This window comes from Methylobacterium sp. Leaf99 (genome assembly GCF_001422375.1).
In the GTDB taxonomy this organism is placed as follows: domain Bacteria; phylum Pseudomonadota; class Alphaproteobacteria; order Rhizobiales; family Beijerinckiaceae; genus Methylobacterium.
In genome coordinates this window covers 66,365-83,452 of the sequence record NZ_LMMU01000007.1, presented here as the reverse complement: position 1 = coordinate 83,452, position 17,088 = coordinate 66,365, and the positions used below count along the sequence as shown (strand labels likewise).

13 protein-coding genes, 1 tRNA gene and 2 pseudogenes are annotated in these 17,088 nt (G+C 69.9%); 12 read left to right on the top strand and 4 right to left on the bottom strand.

Going from position 1 to position 17,088, the window contains the following annotated elements:
- Window positions 1-26: 26 nt before the first annotated feature.
- Window positions 27-155 (bottom strand): hypothetical protein, encoded by a 129-nt coding sequence (locus ASF28_RS23595; RefSeq protein ID WP_274533123.1) that lies wholly within the window; start codon window positions 153-155, stop codon window positions 27-29.
- Window positions 156-624: 469 nt separating this feature from the next.
- Here ASF28_RS23595 and ASF28_RS11445 point away from each other — a divergent pair, with 469 nt between their 5' ends.
- The 4 genes from ASF28_RS11445 to ASF28_RS11430 are packed head-to-tail and all read left to right on the top strand — an operon-like array spanning window position 625 to window position 4,069.
- Complete coding sequence (locus tag ASF28_RS11445) at window positions 625-1,311, top strand: Crp/Fnr family transcriptional regulator (RefSeq protein WP_056092281.1); 687 nt, start codon at window positions 625-627, stop codon at window positions 1,309-1,311.
- A 3-nt stretch (window positions 1,312-1,314) separates the two neighbouring features.
- Window positions 1,315-2,388 carry an ABC transporter ATP-binding protein gene (locus ASF28_RS11440; RefSeq protein ID WP_056092276.1) on the top strand — a complete coding sequence of 358 codons (1,074 nt, stop codon included), beginning with the start codon at window positions 1,315-1,317 and terminating at the stop codon, window positions 2,386-2,388.
- The gene (locus ASF28_RS11435) at window positions 2,385-3,281 is read left to right on the top strand and encodes an ABC transporter permease (protein WP_082476508.1); all 897 of its coding nucleotides are present in this window, start codon (window positions 2,385-2,387) and stop codon (window positions 3,279-3,281) included. The genes ASF28_RS11440 and ASF28_RS11435 overlap by 4 nt, the downstream gene beginning before the upstream one ends.
- On the top strand, window positions 3,278-4,069 hold the full coding sequence (locus tag ASF28_RS11430) for an ABC transporter permease (RefSeq protein WP_056092273.1): 792 nt from the start codon (window positions 3,278-3,280) through the stop codon (window positions 4,067-4,069). The genes ASF28_RS11435 and ASF28_RS11430 overlap by 4 nt, the downstream gene beginning before the upstream one ends.
- 88 nt (window positions 4,070-4,157) lie before the next feature.
- Here the strand turns inward: ASF28_RS11430 and ASF28_RS11425 are convergent, their stop codons facing one another.
- Complete coding sequence (locus ASF28_RS11425) at window positions 4,158-6,080, bottom strand: AsmA family protein (RefSeq protein ID WP_056092270.1); 1,923 nt, start codon at window positions 6,078-6,080, stop codon at window positions 4,158-4,160.
- 286 nt (window positions 6,081-6,366) lie between these two features.
- On the opposite strand from ASF28_RS11425, the gene ASF28_RS11420 reads away from it, so the two are divergent.
- The 7 genes and pseudogenes from ASF28_RS11420 (at window position 6,367) to ASF28_RS11395 (ending at window position 13,616) form a co-directional block, all read left to right on the top strand.
- On the top strand, window positions 6,367-7,095 hold the full coding sequence (locus ASF28_RS11420) for a CoA transferase subunit A (protein ID WP_056092267.1): 729 nt from the start codon (window positions 6,367-6,369) through the stop codon (window positions 7,093-7,095).
- A gap of 23 nt (window positions 7,096-7,118) precedes the next feature.
- Window positions 7,119-7,778: a 3-oxoacid CoA-transferase subunit B gene (locus ASF28_RS11415; protein WP_056092264.1), complete on the top strand. Its 660-nt coding sequence runs from the start codon at window positions 7,119-7,121 to the stop codon at window positions 7,776-7,778.
- 142 nt (window positions 7,779-7,920) lie between these two features.
- A complete protein-coding gene (locus tag ASF28_RS11410) occupies window positions 7,921-8,319 on the top strand; it encodes a hypothetical protein (RefSeq protein ID WP_056092260.1) in 399 nt (132 codons plus the stop codon).
- Window positions 8,320-8,324: 5 nt separating this feature from the next.
- Window positions 8,325-8,549, top strand: a pseudogene (locus tag ASF28_RS22510) (IS21 family transposase); the annotation flags it as partial.
- Between the two features lie 455 nt (window positions 8,550-9,004).
- Window positions 9,005-10,081 (top strand): catalase family protein, encoded by a 1,077-nt coding sequence (locus ASF28_RS11405; protein WP_056092257.1) that lies wholly within the window; start codon window positions 9,005-9,007, stop codon window positions 10,079-10,081.
- Window positions 10,082-10,742: 661 nt separating this feature from the next.
- Window positions 10,743-11,294: a DNA starvation/stationary phase protection protein Dps gene (dps, locus tag ASF28_RS11400; RefSeq protein WP_056092254.1), complete on the top strand. Its 552-nt coding sequence runs from the start codon at window positions 10,743-10,745 to the stop codon at window positions 11,292-11,294.
- Window positions 11,295-11,810: 516 nt separating this feature from the next.
- Window positions 11,811-13,616, top strand: a complete 1,806-nt coding sequence (locus ASF28_RS11395) for a glycoside hydrolase family 15 protein (RefSeq protein WP_056094074.1) — start codon at window positions 11,811-11,813, stop codon at window positions 13,614-13,616.
- A gap of 130 nt (window positions 13,617-13,746) precedes the next feature.
- Here the strand turns inward: ASF28_RS11395 and ASF28_RS22505 are convergent.
- A pseudogene (locus ASF28_RS22505) lies at window positions 13,747-13,921 on the bottom strand (IS256 family transposase); the annotation flags it as partial.
- A 199-nt stretch (window positions 13,922-14,120) separates the two neighbouring features.
- Here ASF28_RS22505 and ASF28_RS11390 point away from each other — a divergent pair.
- A tRNA-Ile gene (locus tag ASF28_RS11390) sits at window positions 14,121-14,196 on the top strand.
- 343 nt (window positions 14,197-14,539) lie between these two features.
- Here the strand turns inward: ASF28_RS11390 and ASF28_RS11385 are convergent.
- Entirely contained in the window at window positions 14,540-16,741 is a 2,202-nt protein-coding gene (locus ASF28_RS11385) for a TonB-dependent receptor (protein WP_200912673.1), read from the bottom strand.
- Between the last annotated feature and the right edge of the window lie 347 nt (window positions 16,742-17,088).

Genomic DNA, 17,088 nt, shown 5'->3' with positions numbered 1-17,088 from the left:
GCGTGAGGGCCGCCGGGCCGCCCGGATCAGACGCGTTCCCAGGTGGCGGGGTCGGCGAGGAGCGCCGCCACGAGGGCGTGGTTGAGGGTGTGGCCCGTATGCCGGGCGGTGACGTGGCCCAGCACGGCCACGCCCGGAAAGGGTGAGGGCCGCACCCAGGGTGGCCTGGGCCAGGCCGGCCGACGAGGCTCCCGCCCGAACCAGATCGAGGGAAACAGTGCCCTCATCCGGATTAAAAAGTATAGTTCCAGATTATGATTGGATTGTCATTGCGAAATTCCACCCCGATCCGGCGCGATACGTGCTCATCGGGGACAAATTCGGCTATCATCCGATTTAATCTTGGCAAGCGGGCGAGGAGCGTCCGTCCTCATTGGCCGCTGTTTCGCGTCGAAACCGGGACGCCAAGGCAACAGCCCGGCGCGGCCACTAAGCCTATCCACGTCCATCGGGAGGCTACGGCTTGACCGGCCCGGACCCGGCCGTCACGATCGACCGATTGGATCGTCGGACGTCCGATGCATCCGGGAGCATGGGCCTGCCGTGGGCTGGGTTGGCGCGCCGGATCGGCAGCGATCCCCGCGGGGTCAGGATCGGGCGCAGGGCGCCACCAGGAGTTTTTCGATGAGTCGGCTGGCGACAATCCCGTTCTTCAAGGAACCGGGAATCGAGTTGTCGTCCTACGAGACGCGCTGCCACTGGCGCAGGTTCGACGAGAACGAGGTTCTGGTCGATTACGACGACGTCTCCACCGACGTGTATTTCCTGGCCTCCGGCGAGGTGCGCATCCTCAACCGGTCGCAATCGGGCAAGGAGGTGATCCTCGGCGAGATGCGCGGCGGCGCGTTCTTCGGGGAGCTCGCGGCCCTCGATGGCATCGGCCGCTCGGCCAACGTCACCGCCCTGACGCGGGGCGAGGTCTGCGTCGTGCCGGCCCCGATCTTCCGTCAGATGATCTTCGCGTCCGAGGCCATCGCCGACCGGCTGTTCCGCCTGCTGGCCAAGCGGGTCCGCGAGCTCAACACCCGCATCATGGAGCACGCGCTCCTCGACCTGCGCCATCGCCTCTACGCCGAGCTGCTGCGCCTCTCGGTGCCGCGCACGGGCGGGGACGGTGCCCGCGTCGTCACCCCGCCGCCCTACCACCACGTGCTCGCCGCCCGCATCGGCTGCCGCCGCGAGCAGGTGACCCGCGAATTCACCGTCATGGCCGCCGACGGCCTCATCGACCGCACCCGCGGCGCCCTCGTGATCCGCCGGCCCGACCTCCTGGAGGCCCGCGTCGCCGAGGCCCTGCGGGAGGACAGCTGAGCCTTGGACGGGACGGATCCGGCGCCGCGCCTCGATCTCGAAGGCGTCACGAAGCGGTTCGGTGACGGCGTTGCCGTGGCGGATGTCTCCCTGGCCCTGTCGCCGGGCGAGTTCTTCTGCCTGCTCGGGCCGTCGGGCTGCGGCAAGAGCACCCTCCTGCGCCTCGTGGCGGGATTCGAGACGCCGAGCGCCGGTCTCATCCGCGTCGACGGGCGGGATCTGGCCGGGCTGCCGCCGCACCGGCGGCCGGTGAACATGATGTTCCAGTCCTACGCCCTGTTCCCGCACAGGGATGTCGCCGGCAACGTCGCGTATGGCCTCACGAACCTGAACCGGGCGGACCGGGCCGGCCGGGTGAGGGACCTTCTGGCTCGCGTGCGCCTCGACGGCTTCGGGACGCGTCGGATCGACACCCTGTCGGGCGGCCAGCGCCAGCGGGTGGCCCTGGCCCGGGCACTCGCCCGCGAGCCGGGCGTGCTGCTCCTCGACGAGCCCCTCGGCGCCCTCGACCGGGGCCTGCGCGAGGAGACGCAAGGCGAGCTGCGCGCCCTCCAGCGCCGCCTCGGAATCACCTTCGTAATGGTCACCCACGCTCCCGGCGAGGCGATGGCGCTGGCCGACCGCATCGGGGTGATGGACCGGGGCCGCCTCGTGCAGGTGGGGGACGCCGCCGCCCTCTACGAGCGCCCCGCGACCCGCTTCGTCGCCGGGCTGCTGGGCGACGTGAATCTGATCCCCGGCCGGGTCAGCGGGCGGGACGGCGATTGGGCCGTGGTCGAGACCGGGTTCGGTCCGGTGCGCGCCCGCGCGTCCGGCCCCACGCCGGGGGAGGGGGAGGCAGCGACCCTGGTCATCCGTCCGGAACGCGTCGGCCTCGGCGCCGGGGTGGGTCCGGCCGGCACGATCACGGACGTGACCTTCCTCGGCGAGCGCATCCGCCGACAGGTCCGCATGGCGGACGGCACCCTCCTGCGGGCGAGCGGGCCGGCGGGCGGACACGCGCCGGACCCGCATGGGGTCGGCGCCGCGATCCGCCTCGACCTCGACCCCGAAGCCTGCCGGCTTCTTCCGGCATGAAGCGGCCCGCCCGCCTCATCGCCGTCGTGCCGGCCCTGTGGCTCGCCGCCTTCGTGCTCGTGCCCGCCCTGATCGTCCTCAAGATCAGCCTGTCCGCGGCGGCCACCGCGCAACCGCCCTACCTGCCGGTCCTCGACTGGAGCGCCGGACCGGTGGGCTGGGGCAGCTTCCTCGAAGCCCTCGATTTTACCAATTTCGAGACCCTGCTGGGCGACGCCCTCTACCGGGATGCCGCCCTGCAATCCCTGTGGCTCGCCGGCCTCGCCACCCTGATCCTGGCGCTCCTCGGCACGCCCCTGGCTCACGCCATGGCGCGGTCTCCGGCGCGACTACAGCCGCTCCTCGTCGCCCTCGTCATCGTGCCGTTCTGGACGAGCTTCCTCATCCGCATCTACGCCTGGATCGCGATTCTGAAGCCGGAAGGGCTCCTGAGCGCCGCCCTCCTGCGCCTTGGCCTCATCGATCGCCCCCTCGAGATCCTCGGGACGCAGGCCGCAATCCTCGTCGGGCTGACCTACGCCTACCTGCCGTTCATGGTGCTGCCGCTCTACGCCGTGATGGTCCGCCTCGATCCGAACCTGCGCGAAGCCGCCGCCGATCTCGGCGCCTCGCCCATCCGGGTGTTCTGGAGCGTGACCCTGCCCCTGGCCCGGCCGGGCCTCGCCGCCGGGGCGCTCCTGTGCTTCGTGCCGATGGTCGGCGAGTTCATCATCCCGGATCTGCTGGGCGGCTCCGACACCCTAATGCTCGGGCGCGTGCTGTGGAGCGAGTTCTTCTCCAACCGCGACTGGCCCCTCGCCTCTGCGGTGGCGATCCTCATGCTCGCCCTCGTGGTCGTGCCCCTCGTCCTCCTGCGCGAATCCGGCACGCCGGACCGGAACGCGGTCCGGTGAGCCATTTTGGTCGCCTCTCCCTCGGCCTCGGGCTCGCATTCCTGTACGGGCCGATCCTCGTCCTCGTGGCGTTCTCGTTCAACGCCTCGGCCCTCGTCACGGTCTGGGGCGGATTCTCGACCCGCTGGTACGGGGTGCTGTTCGCCGACGGTCCGCTCCTGGCCGCCGCCCTCGTCTCCCTGCGGGTCGCCCTGGCGGCGGCGGCACTCGCCACCCTGTTCGGCACCCTCGCGGCCCTGGCCCTCGATCGTGGCGGGCGCTTTCCCGGCCGCTCCGCCTTCACCGGGCTCCTCTACGTCCCCATGGTGATGCCCGAGGTGATCACCGGGCTCGCCCTCCTGCTGCTCTTCGTCGCCACCGGCTTCGAGCGCGGCCTCGTGACCCTCGTGGTGGCGCACGCCACCCTCGGCCTCGGCTTCGTCGCGGTGATCGTCGGCGCCCGGCTCAAGGGGTTCGACCGCACCCTGGAGGAGGCCGCCGCCGACCTCGGCGCGGGCCCGCTGCGGGTCTTCGCCACCGTCACCCTGCCCCTCATCGCCCCGGCGGTGGCGGCGGGCTTCCTCCTCGCCTTCACCCTGTCCCTCGACGACCTCGTCATCGCGAGCTTCGTTGCCGGGCCCGGGGCCACCACCCTGCCCATGCGGCTCTACAGCCAGGTCCGTCTCGGGGTGAACCCGGAGATCAACGCCGCCTCGACCCTGCTGGTGGGCGGCGTGACCCTCATCGTCCTCGGCGCCTCCTGGCTGTCGGCGCGCGGAGGCGACCGGTCCCATGCGGGCACCGCTTGACCGCGGCGCGAGGGCGGAAAATCAAGGGTCCTCGGCGCCGTCCGAACGGCCCGATAGCCGTCACAGCGCCGTTTAAGTGAACGCGGTCTCAGGGCGCGTAGGCGCGAGCCGCCGCCGGCAGGCCCGGTCTGCCGGCGGTCCCGGGGCGCAGGGCACCGGTGGATGTCAGGCCGCCGCCATCCTCGGGGGCGGCCTTGCGGACCACGACGGCGTCCCAAGGGCCCGCGATGGCGTAGGTCGGTCCCGGGCGCGCGGTGCCGTCGGCGGCCGCGCGCGGCAGGAGTTGCGCCCGCGCTTCGAAGCGGCGCTCGGGCAGGACCACGGCACCCGTCAGGGTCCCGGTCAGGGCGGACGTCCGCAGGACGCCATCGGCGATCTCCCCGACACCATCGACGACGCGCAGGGTCAGGCCGGCATGCTCGAAGGCCGTGCGGCCGTTGCGGCGGGCCAAGGCTCCGGCCGCGGGGGTTCCGTTGCGATGGACGACGTCGGCGAGATCGATCCCCGCCAGGGCGCCGCCGTCGACGGCGAGCGTCGCGCGTCCGTCGAGGTGTCGCATGAGCACGTCCGGCGTCGCGCCCGCGCCCTCCAGGGCGACCTGCCCGCGCGCGGCCCCGAACACCCAGCGGTCCTGGCCGAGATCGACCAGGACGGCACCGAGGTCGAGGCCGTCGAAGGCGCCCTGGAGCCTGACCTCGGTCCTGCGCGGATCGTCCGCGGCAGGGGTGAGGCCGAGGCGCCCCTTCACGAGGCCGCCCTGCAGGGTCGCGCGGCTCAGGGCCGCCTCGATTCCGCCCCGGCGCACCAGGACACTGGCGGCGACGTCCTCGAACAGCAGCGGGCCCATCCGGGCGCCGCCGGCCGAGACCCGCAGATCGAGGTCGCCGCCCGTGAGGGGATGCAGGGCGAGGCTGCGGCCGCTCCAGCCCGCCGCCTCGGCCTCATCGAGCCCGAACAGGCGCAAGGTCTCGGCGACGAGGGGCGCGAGGTTGAGGGTCTCGGCCGCCAGGGTCGCCTGAATGGCCGGACGTCCCCCCGCCAGGGCGACGGAGCCGGCGCCCTCGAAGCGATTGTCGCCGACGTCGAGACGCAGGCTCGGCAGGAGCAGGGTCCGGTCCCGCACCTCGAAGGCGCCGGCAAGGGCGAACGCCTCGATCATCGGCGACAAGGCCAGATCGCCGCCCATCCAGCCCAGGGTCTCGGGCAGGGACCGGGTCCGGAGGCTGGCGCTTCCGGTGAGGGCCAATCCTCCGTCCGGGGAGCCGCTGCCGAGCGAGCCTTCGCCCTCCACGGAGAGGCTGCCCGCCGGCCAGTCGGCGGTGGCGGCGAACGGGCTGCGCGCACCCGTGGCGAGGTCGGCGACCCGCAGGCCGGTGAGGGTGAAGCGGGCCGGGACCGCGTTCCACCGGAACGCGCCGGCCACATCGACCTGCGCGCTCCAGCTGGGCCAGGACACGGTGAGATCGACCTCCCGGGCCGTCTGCACCCGGCCGTCGCGCGGGTCGCGTCCCGTCACCGTGACCTGGCTCAGGGTGAGGCGACGGGGATGGGCGGATCCGGGCTCGACGAGGCGGGCGGCCTGGGCCCTCGGGGCGGCCCAGCGCGCGTCGTCGTCGCGGGTGGGCAGGCTCACGGTCCCACCCTCCAGGGAGGCGGTGTTGACCTCGATCCGCCCGGCGAGGAGGGCGAACAGGTTGAGCTGGAGCTTGAGGGCCCCGCCCTCGGCCAGGGGCGCGGCATCGCCCGCGGTCGCGGCGAAGCGGACGCCCCCGAGGCTGAGACGGGGCAGGGGCAGGAGCGCCACCTCCGCCGGGCCGGAAGCCGTCAGGGCGATGCCGTAGCTCTGGGCCAGGGGACCACCGACGAAGGCGACCGCGCGCTGCGTCGGCACCGTCCAGGGCAGGCAGGCGCCCGCGAGACCGGCCGCGACGGCACCGAGGCCGAGAAGGGGAACGAGACGTCGCAGCGACTGGGCACTCCGTGCGGAGGGCGGGCCGGACCCTTCCGGCACGTCCAGCCGATGGTCGTCGCGGGCGCCCCCACCCGGCGACGAACGCTGATGCGATCCAAACTCCTATCCGCTCCGGAGCGGTTTGTCTCCCGGGGCGGACGGCCGTGCACCGGTCGATGTCGGGGCGCGGGTTGGCGTCCGAATCGGGTGACACCCGCACGGACCTGTCGGGGAGCACCGTAACCCCCCGCTGGTCATCACGAATTGCTTGGCGTAACCGCAACGAAGCGCGATGCTGACGGCAGGCTCGAGAACCGTTGCCGGAGACCTTTGGGGGAGGGCGTTCATGAAGAAGGTACGCAACGATGCGACGGAGGCCCTGGCCGGTCTCCTCAAGGACGGAATGACGGTGATGGCCGGGGGGTTCGGCCTGTGCGGCATCCCCGACGAACTCATCGACGCGATCCGCGAATCGGGGGTCAAGGACCTCACGGTGATCTCGAACAACGCCGGCATCGACGGCGTCGGCCTCGGCAAGCTCCTTGAGACCCGCCAAGTCGCCAAGATGATCTCGTCCTATGTCGGCGAGAACAAGGAATTCGCCCGGCAGTACCTCGGCGGCGAGCTCGCCATCGAGTTCAACCCGCAGGGCACCCTGGCCGAGCGCATCCGCGCCGGCGGAGCCGGCATCCCGGCCTTCTTCACCAAGACGGGTGTGGGCACCCTCATCGCCGAGGGCAAGGAGGTCCGCGAATTCGACGGCGAGAGCTACGTGATGGAGCGCGGCCTGTTCGCCGATCTCGCCATCGTCCACGCCTGGAAGGGCGATACGGAGGGCAACCTCGTCTACCGGAAGACGGCGCGCAACTTCAATCCGATGATGGCCACCGCCGCCAAGGTGACCGTGGCTCAGGTCGAGCACCTGGTGCAGCCCGGCGAGATCGACGGCGACGCGGTCCACACCCCGGGCATCTTCATCAAGCGGATGATCCACGTGGCGATCCGCGAGAAGCGCATCGAGCAGCGCACGACGCGCACGCGCGGCGAGCCCGCCATCCCCCCCGCCGCCGTCTGACGAGAACGCAGGAGACACACCCCATGGCCTGGACCCGCGAACAGATGGCGGAGCGCGCCGCCAAGGAACTGCGCGACGGCTTCTACGTGAACCTCGGCATCGGCATTCCAACCCTGGTGTCGAATTACATCCCCGAGGGGATGTCGGTGCAGCTGCAATCGGAGAACGGCATGCTCGGCATGGGCCCGTTCCCGTTCGAGGGCGAAGAGGACCCCGACCTCATCAACGCCGGCAAGCAGACCATCACGGAACTGCCGACCACGAGTTACTTCTCCTCGTCGGATTCCTTCGGGATGGTCCGGGGCGGGCACATCAACCTGTCGATCCTCGGCGCCATGCAGGTGGCCGAGAACGGGGACCTCGCCAACTGGATGATCCCCGGCAAGATGGTGAAGGGCATGGGCGGCGCCATGGACCTCGTGGCGGGCGTGAAGCGGGTCGTGGTGGTGATGGAGCATGTCGCCAAGGGCAAGGACGGCTCCGAGGCGCCGAAGCTCCTGGCCGAATGCGACCTGCCGCTCACCGGCACCCACGTGGTCGACATGGTCATCACGGATCTCGGCGTCTTCACCATCGACAAGAAGGGGAACGGCGGCATGACCCTCGTCGAACTCGCCGACGGCGTCACCGAGGACGAAATCCGCGCCAAGACGCAGGGCGCCTTCACCACGCGCCTCGCCTGATCCGCCTCGTTTCGGGACGCCGGGGCCGGGTCCGGCGCCGGCATGGCTAAGCGGCCGTTAAGCCGAACCGTCGAAGTGTCAGCGCAGGCCGTGGACCGATCGTTCCCCGGCCTGCGTTGCGTGAGACGAGGGTGACGGCGTGATGGATAGCGTTCCGGCAAGGATGGACAATGTCGTGCCGTTCCGGCGGGCGGCCCCGCCCCCGGCCCAGCCCCGTGGGGCGAGCCCCCCGCGCAAGGCCACCAACGCCACGCGCCGCGGCGACCAGCGCGCGGTGATGGATGCGGTCTACGCCACCGGCACCCTGGCGGTGGCCGCCGGCGACCGCGAGACTAAGCTCATCGCCGCCCGCCTCCAGGTCTACGGCTTCCTGACCATCGAGGAGATCGACGCGGACGGCGCGCTCCGGCGCCTGCGTCCCTCCGAAGCCATCCGCGCCCGACCCGAGCGTCCCTGGCGCGTCACGAAGGCGAGTTACGGCGCCAGCCTCGCCGTGACGATTCCGGCCGTCGACGGCTTCCTGTTCGAGCAGCCGGCCTGACCAGGGTCCGGAAGGTCAGCCGATCGGGGGCCACCGCCTTCGCCTGGGAGCGCGAAGTGCAGCCGTTGCCCGAGCTCGCGCCATCACGCGACGATCTCGATCGGCTGCTCGCAAGCCACGCTGGTAAGTCCACCGGCGGGCGGATGACGCCGATCCGGATCTACGAGGCGCTGCGCGGGCTCGGCTGCGATGCCGTTCGGCGCCATGCCAAGACCTGGAAGCGCGAACGCGCCGACAAGTGCCGCGCAGATGTGCTCGCACTGACTTCGTTGCGCCAAGCCCTGACGGCAGCGAGGTCCCGAGCGGCAGGGCGACGTCGGCTGAGTTCTGCAGGGCCTCGTGTTGCGCGCTCGCGTGTCATGGTGGCGATGGTCTCGCCGGCTGCCGGGGCTTCGATCCCGTCGTGGTCGCGAATTCGCGCGTTCGGCGGACGATGGTCTCGGTGACAAACGCTGACAAGTTGGACCTGCCCGCGCCGGCGAGGTTGCCTTGTCGGCGCGATCCGTTCGACCGGCCGGGCGGTGGATGCTCTGGGCCTCAAAGCCGGCGTCGGACTGGCAAGCGCCCCCTGGGTTCGGGCGTTCCGGACGACCGTTCACGTCTGATTGAAGCGCGTGCGAACGAGGAACGGACGGAGGCGAGCGCGGTTTTTTCGCTGTCAGGAAAAATTCTGGAGTTCGGCATCTTGCAAGCGCCTGTCCGCTACAGCCCCGACGTCGAGGTGGTGAAACCCGATGAAGATCAGACCATCGAGGGGCTGAACCAGACCTTCGATACCATCCTGCAGACGGTCGCCGACGATTCGGGCCACGCCGTGAGGTCCGTGCACGCCAAGTCGCACGGGATCCTTGAGGGCATCCTCCGGATCGACCCGAGCCTCCCGCCGGAACTGGCCCAGGGGCTGTTCGCGAAGGCCGGCGAGCACAAGGTCTTCATGAGGCTGTCGACCAACGCCGGCGACATCCTGCCGGATGCCGTCTCGCTGCCCCGCGGCCTCGCCCTGAAGGTCCTCGACGTGGACGGCGAGCGCCTGCCCGGCGCCGAGGGCACGACCCAAAACTTCATCATGGTCAACGGGACCGTGTTCCAGGCGCCGGACACCAAGAAGTTCCTGGGCAGCCTCAAGCTGCTCGCCAAGACCACCGACCGGATGGAGGGTGTGAAGGTCGCCGCCTCGGCGGTGCTGCGCAACGTCAACACCGTGCTCGGGATGGTCGGGATCGAGAGCCCGACCATCGGATCCCTCGGGGGTGCGCCCAATGTCGATCCGCTCGGCGAGACCTACTACAGCGTCACCCCGTTCCGGTACGGCGATTACATCGCCAAGTTCTCGATCGCGCCCGTCGCGCCGGGGCTGACCGCGCTGACCGGCACCGAAATCGACGCCTCCGGTCGCCCGAACGCGATCCGCGAGACGGTGCAGTCCGAGATGGCGGGCATCGAGGGCGTGTGGGAGTTCCGGGTGCAACTCTGCCGCGACCTCGAACGCCAGCCCGTCGAGGACCCGACGGTGGAGTGGAAGCAGGACGAGGCGCCGTTCCAGCGGGTCGGCCTGATCACCGCCAAGCCGCAGGACAGCTGGGACGCGGCCCGGGTTCAGGCGGTCGACGAGGAGATGCGCTTCAGCATCTGGACCGGGCTCGCCGCCCACCGGCCGCTGGGGAACATCAACCGCGCCCGCAACGCGCCCTACAAGCACTCGGCCGAGTTCCGCCAGCGCTTCAACGGCTGCCCGATCCACGAGCCGGGTGCGGGACGTTGAGGCTGTAGACGACGATGCGAAGCGTCATCGCGGAGGGGGGCAGGACGCTTCCCGTCGCCTTCACCTGCACGAAGGTCGAAGCGCGCTGAGGCGACGCCGGGGACCGGCGGGCATGCATAAACCCACCGCAAGACCGCACGGCAGCCTGTCCGACATCGAGAGGCCCGTCGACGAGGTCACCCGATCCATCCGATGGGCCGAGGACCATCAGAGGCGGTCGGCCCGGCCCTTCGAAGATCCAGGGCTCCCGGGACGACGCGAAGCCGCCTTCCCCAAGGGGATTTCGTCACCGTGGCGCCGAGCGCGGTCGGCGAAACCTCACCCCGGATCGCGGGCGCCGTCCCGGATGGCCGGACGCAGGCTTGTGCCTCACGACTCCGCCGGATCGGCAGGCGCGGATGATCATCGTCGGTGCGTTCGACCGGTGCGGAGGAACCGGCGCGCCATGGCGGTCTTGAATGGAGCGAGGACGTCTCGCGTCGATTCCCTACGGCACCGTCGAGGCCGCCGCGCGGGATCGGCGCACAGGCGATGTCCATCACCGGCAGGGCCGTGTCCGCGACGGGATCGTCTCGGATGGCCCCAGGCGGATCACGACATCGAACGCATCACGCGGCGGGAGGGCGTCTCGGCCCTCCGTCGACACAACGGGAACCCCATCATGGCGAACACGAACTCCACCTCGGGACAGCGGCTCCACGAGACCCAGAACGACACCAAGTCCAACGCGAAGAAGGTCTCCACCGACGCGCTCAACGCGCGCCTCTCGGACGGGATCGATCTGGCTCTGGCGGTCAAGCAGGCGCACTGGAACCTGAAGGGCCCACAGTTCATCGGCGTCCACCTGATGCTGGACGGCTTCCGCGACGAACTCGACGACTACAACGACAAGGTGGCCGAGCGCATCACGCAGCTCGGCGGAACCGCGCGCGGCACGGCGACGGCGGTCGCCGCCGCATCGCAGCTGGCGCCGTACCCGCTCGACGCCTACGCCATCGCCGACCATCTCGCGGCGTTGATCGACCGCTACGCCGTCTATGCGAACGCCGTGCGCCAGAACATCGACGACACCGACGAGGCCGGCGACGCTGGCACGGCGGATCTCTTCACCGAGGTCTCGCGCGGCGTCGACAAGCAGCTCTGGTTCCTCGAAGCCCATGTCCAGGAGCCGACCGGTGCGATGCGCGACGGCGACCACGCCGGGAAGCGCTGAGCGGGACTGAGCCCTCCGATCAGGGCGGGGAGGCGCCGTGTTTCGGCGCCTCCCCGCCCGAACGCCACCGCCCGACACGCGCGGATGTGAGCGAACCCACCCTATTCCTGCTGCAGCGGCGCGGGGCGCCGAAACCTTGACGGTCGCCTCGGAGAACGTTTGGAGCTGGGCTCGCCCCCGGGCATGGCCGTCTGGGCGCTTCGCCCGCCGCGGGTTGCGATGGGCGGCAACGAACCGTCGCGGATCACGTTGAAGCGCACGGCCCGCCGTGCGGTCCGCCGGCATCGGCCGCGTCGTCGTTGCCGGTGTTGCCCCTGAAGCGACCGTCTCGCCGACCGCGATGGTTACGAATCGACCCAAGCCTATCGCTGTCGGGCTTGGTCGATGTCGGGCCTGGCGGCACGCCCGCTTCGGGCGGTCCGGAACGACACGGTATCGGTCGTCCGCATCCCGCCCGAAATTCGGGCCCGGCCGACCACACGGGAAATCCGTTCCGTTCTCCAGGAGTCGTTGCGCGTGTCGAAGCCCTTTCCCCGCACCGGCGGGTCCGTTGAACGCCAGAACGGCTATCTTCCCCTGGAAGCCTATGCGGCCCTCGGTGAAGGGCGCTCGGTGGCGCTGTCGGGGGCCGACGGGTCCATCGACTGGTGGTGCTGCCCGAACCTCGATTCCCCGCCGCTGTTCGACCGCCTGCTGTCTCCGCACGGGGGTGGCTACTTCGCCGTGACCCCCGATGCGCCGTTCACCGTCGAGATCGGCTATCGCGACGGCAGCAACGTGCATGAGACGGTCTTCAGCACAGCGACGGGCAAGGCCCGTCTGACCGAGAGCCTGAACAGCGGTCCCGCCGGTCGCCTGCCGTGGGCCGAGCTCGCCCGCCGCATCGAGGGATTGGAGGGGCGTGTCCGCTTCCGGATCGATTTGGTCTTCGGAACCCGCGGCGACACGGTCGGCCCGTTCCTGTCCGCGAATGCGAGCGGCCACGCCTTCCATGTCGCCGGCCTGATGGGACTGTTCCGATACAGCGCCGGCGTCCGACTCGACGCCGCGGACGACCATGCGATCACGGCGCACGTGGAGGTGACCCCCGGCAAGAGCGAAATCGTCGCTATCGTCGCCGGCGAGCACGAGCCCCTGGTCGTCGTGCCAGTCGCGGACATCGACCGACGCATCGAGGTGTCCTGCGAGGCCTGGCGCAACTGGACCGAACGCCTCGGCTACGGGGGCCGGTACCGGAGGCAGGTCGAGCGCAGCGCCCTGGCGCTGAAGCTCCTGCTCTACTCGCCCACCGGGGCCATCGCGGCGGCGGCGACCACCTCGCTGCCCGAAGGCATCGGCGGGGAGAAGAACTACGACTACCGCTACGCCTGGATCCGCGACGCAGGCTACGTCATCAAGGCCTTCCTCCGGCTCGGGGCGCACGCCGAAGCCAGTGCGGCGCTGACGTGGCTCCTGCGTCGCCTCGAAGAGCATGGCGCCCAGGTCCTCTACACCCTGAACGGCGAGATCGTGTCCGCGGTGGAGGAACTCGAGCTTCCCGGCTACCGCGAATCCCGTCCGGTCAGGACGGGAAATGCCGCCTCCGGGCAGCATCAGCACGGCATCTACGGCGACATCTTCGAGACGGCGGCGCGCTTCGTCACCGGCGGCGGCATGCTCGATCTGCGCAGCGGCGCCCTGCTGGCCCGCCTCGCCGACGAGTGCGCCGAGACCTGGAAGCTGAAGGATGCCGGGATCTGGGAACTGCCGGAACAGCAGCACTACACCGGATCGAAGATCAGCTGCTGGCAGGCGCTCAGCCGTGCCGTCGAGATGGCCGAGAACGGCCATCTGCCCGGCACGTGCAAGGACCGTTGGGCCCGCGCCCGGGACCGCATCGCAGACTGGATCGAGGAGCATTGCTGGTCGGAGGCGAAGCAGGCCTACGTGATGCATCCGGGATGCGACAGGCTCGACGCGTCGTTGGCCCTGGCGGTTCGCTACCGCTTCGGCAGGGCCGACCGCCTCACCGCCACCTGCAAGGCCATCGACCGCGAACTCGGTCGCGGTCCGTACCATTACCGCTACACCGGGGCGGATGCCGAGGAGGGGTGTTTCCTCGCCTGCACCTTCTGGCTGGTGGAAGCCATGGCCTTGCTGGGCCGGACGGACGAGGCCGCGCGAACGTTCGAGGCCTTGGTCGAGGCGCTCGACCGCAACTCCGGCACCTACTCGGAGATGGCCGACCCCGACACGGGCGCGTTCCTCGGCAACCTACCCCAGGGCTTGACCCATCTCGCCCTGATCCAGGCGGCCGCGACCTTGTCGGGTCAGGAACTGTGAGCTTGTGCGGCGAATGTCGGCTTTCCGAGGCGATTTAGATGATTGATCCCGGGGCAGGTCGCGATCCTGAACGGTGGCCGGCATGTCAGCGAGCGCCAAACGCGGCCTTTGGCATCGACCGGGGCCACGCGTAGGCGTTGGGCCGAGCCAGTCGCTCGGCGCTGTTCTCGCCATGGGCCGCGCCGGTCATCCCGCCAACCTCCAGCTCCACCAGCCGCCCGGCGGCAAAGCAGATCATCTCACGCATCGGATCGGCGTTCGTCTCTTCCCAGTACGCCACGAAGGCGCCTCGTCTCGTCGGTCATCGGGGGCCTCTCGGGTTCGGGGTTGGTCGTCGCAACCCGACCCGGCCCTCGCCGAGGACCACCCCGTGAAAAATCCCCCCTGCGACAGTGCCGTGAGGCGCGCACAAGCGGGATCCCTCGCCACCGTCAAGCTCCACCACCATCAGGGACACGACCCACTGGACGAATGGGTGGCTTTCCCTCTACGAAAATGGGCGTGGGGCCTGTAGCTCAATGGTTAGAGCCGACCGCTCATAACGGTCTGGTTGCAGGTTCGAGTCCTGCCGGGCCCACCACCATTTCCCGACGAAATCGCCCCCACCGCACACCGCGCACCGCCCTTGGAACTCAAGGGATGTGCACCCCTCGCCCCCCGAGCGCGAGATGACGACGTACCCGGACACGACGGCACCCGCCTCCTGACTGAGACCCTGCCCACGCGTGCGGGAATGTTGGTGACGCGACTGGCCGCTTCCACGCCGACCGCCGTGTCGGGCCGCGGGCGGTTATCGCCGCGGCGGCCGCCCGATGCCGGGACCGGACAAGGGCCGGACCCGCTTGTCGGGAGCCGCCAAGGCGGTCCTTGGCAAGGCCTGCCTCGAGTCAGCGCCCGCCAGACCGACGACATCGGCGGTGCGTTCAGAAGTCGACCGTGGCGGAGACGAGGACGGTTCGGGGCGTGCCCTGGCTCAGGATGCCGCGGCCGGTGGACGCCCAGTAGTTGTTGCCGGTCACGTTCACGACGTTGGCCCGCAGGGTCAGGGGGCGGTCGCTCAGGGTCGTGGCGTAGCGCACGCCGAGGTCGAGGGTGGCCCAGTCGGGGATCTTCTGGCTGTTGGCGAGGTCGTAGTATTGCGAACTCGTGTAGATCACCCGGCCGGTCAGGCTGAGGCCCGGTGCGAGGGCGGGCGGCAGGTCGACCTCGCCGTAGAGGTTGAGTTGCACGCTCGGCACGCCGACGGCGACCTTGCCGACATTCGCGGGGGACTGGGCGGCGACCTGCACGCCGTCGAGGAGACTGACGCCGCCGAGGATGCGCACGCCCGGGACCGGTTCACCGAACACGGTGAGTTCGACGCCGTCGTTGCGCTGGCGCCCGTCCACGGAGAACACCAGGGTGCGCGGGTCGGTGAAGCCGAACGGCTGCTCGATGCGGAAGGCGGCGAAGCCCACGCCGACGGTGCCGAAATCGTACTTGGCGCCGATCTCGGTCTGGCGCGACACGGCGGCCGGGAAGGCGGCCGAGGCGTTGACCGCGTTAACCGGTGGGGCGGGGGAGGTCAGGCCCTCAATGTAGTTGCCGTAAACCGACAGGCGCTCGAGGGGTTTGACCACGAGGCCGAAGCCCGGCGAGAAGGCGCCGCTGTCGCTCGCTCCCGTCCGCAGGCCCGTGGTCGGGCTGATCGACTTCACGTCGATGTCCTGCCAGCGCCCGCCCAGGGTGAGGAGCACCCGGTCGTCGAAGAACGACAGGGTATCGGCGATGGCGAGGCTGCGGTTGATCCGCATGGCGGTGGTCGGGGTCAGGCGCGACAGGGCGGCGGGCGAGCGCGGCGCGGCGATCACCGGATCGTAGAGGTTCGACACGATGGTCGGGCCGACAGTGACGCCGGGAACCTGGGACAGGTCCTGCCAGAACCCCACGGCGGCGATGCCGAAGCTGTGCTTGACCGGGCCGGTCTCGACGGTGCCGCGCAGGCCCACCTCCGCCGTCTCGTTGGGGATGCGGAACGGGATGAAGGAAATCGGGTCGCGATAGTCGCCGCGCGCGTTGAAGATCTGCAGCACGCCGCCGAAATATTCCTGCCGGAAGTTCGCCATGCCGTAGGCGGCGTAGGCGGTCAGGTTCTCGGTCAGATCGTACTCGACCCGGAAGGCGGCCGACTTGTTGCTGCTGGTCCGGTACTCCCACGGCTGATGCTGGTTCAGGGTGAGGTCGGGCGCGCGGGGAATCGGGAAGCCCGACAGCACCGAGCGGTTGCGCAGGGGCGAGGTGAAATCGAGCTGCTGGTAGCCGAGATCGGCACTCGCCCGCAGGCGGTCGCCGCGATAGTCAAGGGCGAGGGCGGCGACGCCGAAGCGCAGGCTCTGGTTGTCGATGGGGGTGTCGCCGTTGTTGAGCGCGCCGTTGAAGCGGATGCCCCATTCCTTGTTGTCGCCGAAGCGCCGGCTGACATCGACGGCCTTGTAGATCTGTGCGTCGGACGAATAGCCAACGGTGACGCGGTTCAGGGGCTCGTCGCCCGCGCGCTTCGGGATCAGGTTGATCACGCCGCCGATGTTGCCGAAGGGCGGGATGCCCGAGAGCAGGGTCGAGGGTCCGCGCAGGACCTCGACGCGCTCGATGGGCTCGATGGCGGGATTGAAGGCGTCGGCCACGCCGAAGAGGCCGTTGAAGCCGATGTCCTGGGCGAAGACCGGGAAGCCCCGGATGAAGAAGCCGAGGATGCCGCTGAAGGCCGGGACGTTGGTGCGGATCGAGGGATCGTTGTTGACCACGTCTTGGACGTTGCGGGCCTGCTGATCCCGGATCAGCTTCTCCGTGTAGCTCGTGCTGCTGAACGGCTGGTCGAAGACGTTGCGGTTGCCGAGGAAGCCGAGCCGGGAGCCCGACGCCACCGCGCCGCCGGCATAGGGCGGCGGCGGCGGGCCGACGACGGCGTTGGGGTTCGCCGGCGCGCGGCCCCCGGTGCCGCTGCCCTGGACCGAGAGTTCGTCGAGCCGGACCGCCTCCTGGGCCGGCGCCATGCCGGGGGCGGCAACGACGGCGGCCGCGAACAGGCTGGCGGCGGCTCCGAACCGGCGTTCCGTACGGCGGGGTGCCGTTGAGATCTTTGGCATCGGACGACTCCGGCGGCGACGCGAACACGCTGCATTCCCTCGGAATGCGACCAGGAGGCGAGCATTCGAATGCCCCGCCTCCGCGGGTTTCATCGTCGAAGATCGACGCGGCGGCAAGGTCAGATCCGGCTGTATAGCTTCTTATGAAAAGCATCGTTGCTGGATCAGCACATCTATACATTATAATAATTCCAGGAATATGGGATATTTTATTCTTTGGTTCGGGTCGATCCGGCAAACTTCTGCCAGTCCTCGCGGCGCGCCTTCGCGATCCGTCCCCTCCGGCGCCCTGAGATTCAGAATCGCCTCGGTGGAAATGGACCATCGAAGAGTGACCGATGAACGAC

What these genes read in the sequence shown, in the direction of transcription:
- ASF28_RS11445 (WP_056092281.1), top strand. Translation starts at nt 625, where the DNA reads ATGAGTCGGCTGGCGACAATCCCGTTCTTCAAGGAACCGGGAATCGAG.
- ASF28_RS11435 (WP_082476508.1), top strand. Translation starts at nt 2,385, where the DNA reads ATGAAGCGGCCCGCCCGCCTCATCGCCGTCGTGCCGGCCCTGTGGCTC.
- ASF28_RS11420 (WP_056092267.1), top strand. Translation starts at nt 6,367, where the DNA reads ATGAAGAAGGTACGCAACGATGCGACGGAGGCCCTGGCCGGTCTCCTC.
- ASF28_RS11415 (WP_056092264.1), top strand. Translation starts at nt 7,119, where the DNA reads ATGGCCTGGACCCGCGAACAGATGGCGGAGCGCGCCGCCAAGGAACTG.
- ASF28_RS11410 (WP_056092260.1), top strand. Translation starts at nt 7,921, where the DNA reads ATGGATAGCGTTCCGGCAAGGATGGACAATGTCGTGCCGTTCCGGCGG.
- dps (WP_056092254.1), top strand. Translation starts at nt 10,743, where the DNA reads ATGGCGAACACGAACTCCACCTCGGGACAGCGGCTCCACGAGACCCAG.
- ASF28_RS11385 (WP_200912673.1), bottom strand. Translation starts at nt 16,741, where the DNA reads ATGCCAAAGATCTCAACGGCACCCCGCCGTACGGAACGCCGGTTCGGA.